General features: G+C 38.7%; 6 protein-coding genes. All 6 read left to right on the forward strand.

Annotated elements, in window-relative coordinates; genetic code table 11:
• Positions 1-647 (forward strand): YicC/YloC family endoribonuclease (locus V7149_RS24495; RefSeq protein WP_335348176.1); only part of this gene is annotated, 647 nt, incomplete at its 5' end.
• A gap of 57 nt (positions 648-704) precedes the next feature.
• Complete coding sequence (gene remA / locus V7149_RS24500; RefSeq protein ID WP_315668487.1) at positions 705-968, forward strand: extracellular matrix/biofilm regulator RemA; 264 nt, start codon at positions 705-707, stop codon at positions 966-968.
• 9 nt (positions 969-977) lie between these two features.
• Complete coding sequence (gene gmk / locus V7149_RS24505; RefSeq protein WP_335348177.1) at positions 978-1,592, forward strand: guanylate kinase; 615 nt, start codon at positions 978-980, stop codon at positions 1,590-1,592.
• 3 nt (positions 1,593-1,595) lie between these two features.
• Positions 1,596-1,817, forward strand: a complete 222-nt coding sequence (gene rpoZ / locus V7149_RS24510) for a DNA-directed RNA polymerase subunit omega (RefSeq protein ID WP_066289256.1) — start codon at positions 1,596-1,598, stop codon at positions 1,815-1,817.
• A 156-nt stretch (positions 1,818-1,973) separates the two neighbouring features.
• On the forward strand, positions 1,974-3,182 hold the full coding sequence (gene coaBC / locus V7149_RS24515; RefSeq protein ID WP_335348178.1) for a bifunctional phosphopantothenoylcysteine decarboxylase/phosphopantothenate--cysteine ligase CoaBC: 1,209 nt from the start codon (positions 1,974-1,976) through the stop codon (positions 3,180-3,182).
• On the forward strand, positions 3,179-5,596 hold the full coding sequence (gene priA, locus V7149_RS24520) for a primosomal protein N' (RefSeq protein ID WP_335348179.1): 2,418 nt from the start codon (positions 3,179-3,181) through the stop codon (positions 5,594-5,596). Before coaBC ends, priA begins: the two co-directional genes overlap by 4 nt.
• The last annotated feature ends 105 nt before the right edge of the window (positions 5,597-5,701 follow it).

Below are 5,701 nucleotides of genomic sequence, written 5' to 3' on the forward strand. Positions count from 1 at the left end.
GGCATTTTCTAATAGATTGGGAATTATTAGACGAATATGTTAAATACATAACGGATATTAAAAACAAATATTCAATTGAAACTGAAATTACGCTTCAAGATGTAACGAGGGAAGAGCTTATTTTAATTGTAGATAAAGAAACGAATAATGAAAATGTAGAATGTTTGTTGCTTGCGGCTGTTGAAGAGGCGTGTCAACAATTATGGCAAATGCGTAAATTAGAGGGTGTAGAGCTCGAAAAGGATCTAAACTTTAATCTTAGTAAATTAAATGAGCGGCTTTCTGAACTAAAGGAGCAAGCCCCGAAAGTAATACAGCAATATCAAGAGAAACTAGCCAAGCGGATGTCTGATTTTTTGAATGGGCAAGTGGATGAAACACGACTGTTAACGGAAGTAGCTGTTTTCGCCGATAAGTCAGATATTAACGAGGAAGTCACTCGTCTTTATAGTCATATCAATCAGTTTTTGCAAACTTTGCAAGCGAATGAACCGATTGGAAGAAAATTAGATTTCATCCTTCAGGAGATGAACCGTGAAGTTAATACAATCGGTTCGAAAGGAAATGATTCTTCTATTGCTTTTTTTGTAGTAGAGATGAAAAGCCTGCTGGAGAAAATGAAGGAACAGGTCCAAAATATTGAATGACTGTTTAGAAAAAGGCTCGCGGGGCCAAAATATATAACTGATACTTGGAGGAACCTGATGGCGATTAAATTAATTAATATTGGCTTTGGCAATATTGTTTCAGCCAATCGTATTATCTCTATAGTAAGTCCCGAATCTGCACCGATAAAAAGAATCATACAAGATGCTCGTGATCGCGGTTCTTTAATAGATGCAACCTATGGCAGGCGGACGAGGGCAGTTATTGTTATGGATAGTGACCACGTCATTCTCTCAGCAGTTCAGCCAGAAACTGTCGCCCACCGCTTAGATGACAGAGATGATACTATTGATGAAGGGTAGGATTGAATAATGAAGGAAAAAGGTTTATTGATTGTTTTGTCCGGCCCTTCCGGTGTAGGGAAGGGCACTGTTCGGAAAGAGATCTTTTCGCAGCCGGATACCGCTTTTGAATACTCCATTTCAATGACAACAAGGTCTCCTAGAGAAGGCGAGATTGATGGAATTGACTATTTCTTCAAATCCCGTGAAGAATTTGAAGCCTTAATTGAACAAGAAAAACTTCTGGAGTATGCTGAATTCGTTGGGAATTATTATGGTACGCCTGTAGATTATGTGCAAGAGACATTGGAAAAGGGAAAGGATGTTTTCCTAGAAATTGAAGTACAGGGTGCTCGCCAAGTGCGGAAAAAATTCCCAGATGGCTTATTCATTTTTCTTGTTCCGCCAAGCCTATCGGAATTAAAAAACAGAATTGTCACAAGAGGAACAGAAACTGAAGATATTATTAACAACCGGATGACGGTTGCAAAAGAAGAAATTGAAATGATGAACTTGTATGATTATGTCGTTGAAAATGACCAAATTGAGCTTGCATGTGAAAGAATTAAAGCAATTGTAGTTGCTGAACATTGCCGAAGAGAACGTGTTGAGCCACGATATATTAAAATGCTGGAGGTTGAATAATATATGCTATATCCTTCTATTGATTCATTAATGACAAAAATTGATTCTAAATATTCACTTGTATCTGTAGCTGCAAAGCGTGCCCGCATGATGCAAGTAAATGCAAAGCCGCAGCTTGATAAATATGTATCACACAAAAATGTTGGCAAAGCATTAGAGGAAATCAATGCGGATCAGCTTCACTACCGTCTTGCAAAAAAGCAAAAGGATGAAGCTTACGAATAGTACCTGATAAAAATAACAACCGTAACTGGTTGTTATTTTTATTTCTTAACTAAATTGTATAGGTAAAAAGTAAGGTAAAACTTGATTAAAAGATGAAAAAAAAAGGCACTTCTTGCATAATAAAGGTAGAACTTGTTGGTGGATGGAGGTCCAATTATGCTCATCGGAAAAAAAATTCTTTTATGCGTTACAGGTGGCATTGCCGTTTATAAGGCTGCTGCCCTGACTAGTAAACTAACTCAGGCTGGTGCGGATGTAAAGGTTGTTCTAAGTAAATCAGCTGAAAAATTTGTAACCCCCTTAACATTTCAAGCTTTATCTCGAAATGATGTTTATACAGATACATTTGATGAAAAGAATTCTGAAGTAATTGCCCATATCGATCTAGCTGATTGGGCTGATTTAATATTAATTGCACCTGCTACAGCAAATATAATTGGAAAGCTGGCAAACGGGATTGCAGATGATATGATTACGACTACACTGCTTGCTGCTACTGCTCCTGTTTGGGTTGCCCCTGCTATGAATGTCCATATGTACAATCACCCAGCAGTTCAGAAAAACATTAACACGCTTCACAGCTTCGGTTATAGGTTTATCGAGCCGGGAGAAGGATACCTTGCGTGCGGATATGTAGGGAAAGGGAGATTGGAGGAGCCAGAGAAAATAACAGAACTGATTGGGGACCATTTTCGAACAAACCATATAAATCTATCAGGATCAAAGCTTGTCATTACAGCTGGTCCTACTAGGGAAAAAATTGACCCGGTCAGATATATTACCAATCATTCATCAGGAAAAATGGGATATGCGATTGCTGAGGAGGCTGCTAAGACTGGCGCAAATGTTGTGCTCATCTCAGGTCCTGTTTCACTCCAGGCACCAGCGGGTGTAAATGTAATAAAGGTAGAGAGCGCTGAAGAAATGTATGAAGCAGTAATATCCCAATACGAAAATGCAGATATCGTAATAAAAACTGCTGCAGTTGCAGACTATCGTCCGAAAATAACGTATGATCATAAGGTGAAAAAACAGCCAGGAGAACAAAGCATAGAGCTTGAGAGAACTAAGGATATTCTTTTTGAACTTGGCAAAGCAAAAAAACATCAAATTTTGATTGGGTTTGCTGCAGAAACAGATCATGTAGCAGAGTACGCCCGTGAAAAGCTCAAGAAAAAAAATGCAGATATGATTGTCGGAAATAATGTAAAAACCGAAGGAGCAGGCTTTGGAACAGACACGAATATTGTGACGTTATTTAAACGGGATGGCACGTTAGAAGAGCTCCCTCTTATGTCAAAGCATGAGGTTGCAGCAAAAATACTCCATGAAGCTTCTTTATTATTAAGGAATGAACATAAATGAACATTGCCAGTGTAATCGTTGATGTACCGGCAAGACAAACGGACAGGGCTTTTGATTATTTAATCCCGGATCATTTAATAGATGTTATACAAATTGGGATGAGGGTGATTGTTCCTTTTGGGCCGAGGAAAATTCAAGGCTTTGTGACAGACATAAAAGCTGAATCTGTTTTCAAGCAACTAAAAAGGCTAATAGAACCAATGGATTTAACTCCAGTATTGAATCAGGAACTCCTAACTCTTGGCGATTGGTTAACGGAAACAACACTCTGTTATAAGATTTCAGCCTACCAAGTCATGCTGCCTGCAGCTTTAAAAGCTAAATATGAAAAAAAACTTAAACTAATAGAAGCTGACAATCCGGTTGAATTGCCTACTCAAGTTATGGAAGTTTTTTCGAGTCGGGACATAATTTCTTGGCAGGAAGCAGTTGAGAAGGGCTATTTATCTATGCTGCAGAAAGAGGTAACGAAAGGGACAGTTGAAATTTTATACGAAGTAAAGGAACGAGTAAGAAAGAAAAAGCTTAAGGCGATTTATACAAATTTAAGTAAGGAAGAGCTATATGCTGAAATAGAAAGCTTGCCGTCTCAAGCCACTAAACAAAAGCAAGTGCTGGACTTTTTTTTACACACTGAGGAGAAAATCATTGAACTTCGTGAGCTTCTCGTGAAGCTTCGGATTACCTCTTCTGTTGTAAATGGATTAATCCACAAAGGGATATTACGGCAAAAGGAATTAGAAGTATACAGAGATCCTTATGGGGAACGAACTTTTGCAAGAACGGAACCACTGCCATTATCATCGGACCAAGAAAATGCGATTAAGCCAATCTTATCAACTATTGAAATAGAAAGCCACGAAACTTTTTTATTATATGGTGTAACCGGGAGCGGCAAAACGGAAGTTTATCTTCAATCCATTCAAACGGTACTTGAGAAGGGAAAAGAAGCCATAGTCCTTGTTCCAGAAATTTCACTAACCCCGCAAATGGTCAAAAGATTTAAGGGGAGATTTGGGGACCAAGTAGCAGTTCTTCACAGCGGTCTTTCAACCGGAGAAAAGTATGATGAATGGCGAAAAATTCAAAGACAGGAAGTAAAAGTTGTAGTCGGTGCCAGATCAGCCATTTTCGCTCCTTTTCAAAATCTCGGAATTATCATAATTGATGAGGAGCATGAGACAAGCTATAAACAAGAGGAAAACCCAAGGTATCATGCTCGCGATGTGGCGATCCATAGAGCAGCTACCCATAAATGTCCTGTTGTTCTAGGAAGTGCGACCCCTTCACTCGAGTCATTTGCTAGGGCGCAAAAAGGAGTTTACAAGCTTTTATCGATGCCGAAGAGAATGAATAATCAAGCTTTGCCTGAAGTAGCCATCATCGATATGAGGGAAGAATTGAGAGCTGGAAACCGCTCGATGTTTTCTCAAATGCTTCTTGAAAAAATAAAAGATCGATTAGAAAAAAAAGAACAAATTGTTTTATTTTTAAATAAAAGAGGCCACTCCTCTTTTGTCATGTGCAGAGATTGCGGGTTTGTTGTTAACTGCCCAAATTGCGATATATCACTAACCTATCATCGATTTAATCAGCATATGAAATGTCATTATTGCGGATACGAAGCAACAGTGCCAAATAACTGCCCTGAATGCCAGAGTGAGCATATTCGTTATTTTGGAACTGGAACGCAGAAAGTCGAGGAGGAACTGGCGAAGATTCTTCCTGAAGCGACCGTCATTCGTATGGATGTTGATACAACAAGTAAAAAGGGTGCCCATGAAAAACTGTTGGATCAATTCCAGGCCGGGCATGCTGATATCCTTCTTGGAACACAAATGATTGCAAAAGGATTGGATTTTCCAAACATAACATTAGTTGGGGTATTATCCGCTGATACTATGCTCCATCTCCCGGATTTCAGATCGTCAGAGAAAACCTTTCAGCTGCTGACTCAAGTTAGTGGACGTGCAGGAAGACATGAGCTTGAAGGAGAGGTTGTCATTCAGACGTATACCCCAGAGCATTATAGCGTCGAATTAGCAGGTGAACAGGATTATGCTCGTTTTTATGATAAAGAAATGATGATAAGGAAAATCCATAAATATCCGCCGTTCTACTATATATCCTTAGTTACAGTTAGTCATGAGGAATTACTGAAGGCAGTGTCGGTTACAGAAAAAATCACAGCCTTTATTCGCTCCAAGCTATCCAATGAAGCAATATGTCTTGGCCCTGTTGCTTCTCCAATTCCTAGGATTAATAATAGATATAGGTACCAATGTTTGATAAAATACAAGCGGGAACCAGCTCTAGGCGAGTCTCTCAAAAAAATGCTTGATCACTATCAACAGGAGATTCATTCGGGCGGACTGCAAATTTCCGTAGATCTAAATCCATATATATTAATGTAGTAAAATTGGAAAAGATTTAGATAAATTTAGTTATGAATCATGTAAAAATAGTTGAAAATAGGTAAATAAGAAGACATTGGAGGAACTAGATTGTCAGTCAGAAAA

Source organism: Bacillus sp. JJ1503, from assembly GCF_036965125.1.
In the GTDB taxonomy this organism is placed as follows: domain Bacteria; phylum Bacillota; class Bacilli; order Bacillales; family Cytobacillaceae; genus Cytobacillus.

Bases quoted from the DNA above. Each gene is read 5' to 3' on its own strand.
- remA (WP_315668487.1), top strand. From the start codon at position 705: ATGGCGATTAAATTAATTAATATTGGCTTTGGCAATATTGTTTCAGCC.
- gmk (WP_335348177.1), top strand. From the start codon at position 978: ATGAAGGAAAAAGGTTTATTGATTGTTTTGTCCGGCCCTTCCGGTGTA.
- rpoZ (WP_066289256.1), top strand. From the start codon at position 1,596: ATGCTATATCCTTCTATTGATTCATTAATGACAAAAATTGATTCTAAA.
- coaBC (WP_335348178.1), top strand. From the start codon at position 1,974: ATGCTCATCGGAAAAAAAATTCTTTTATGCGTTACAGGTGGCATTGCC.
- priA (WP_335348179.1), top strand. From the start codon at position 3,179: ATGAACATTGCCAGTGTAATCGTTGATGTACCGGCAAGACAAACGGAC.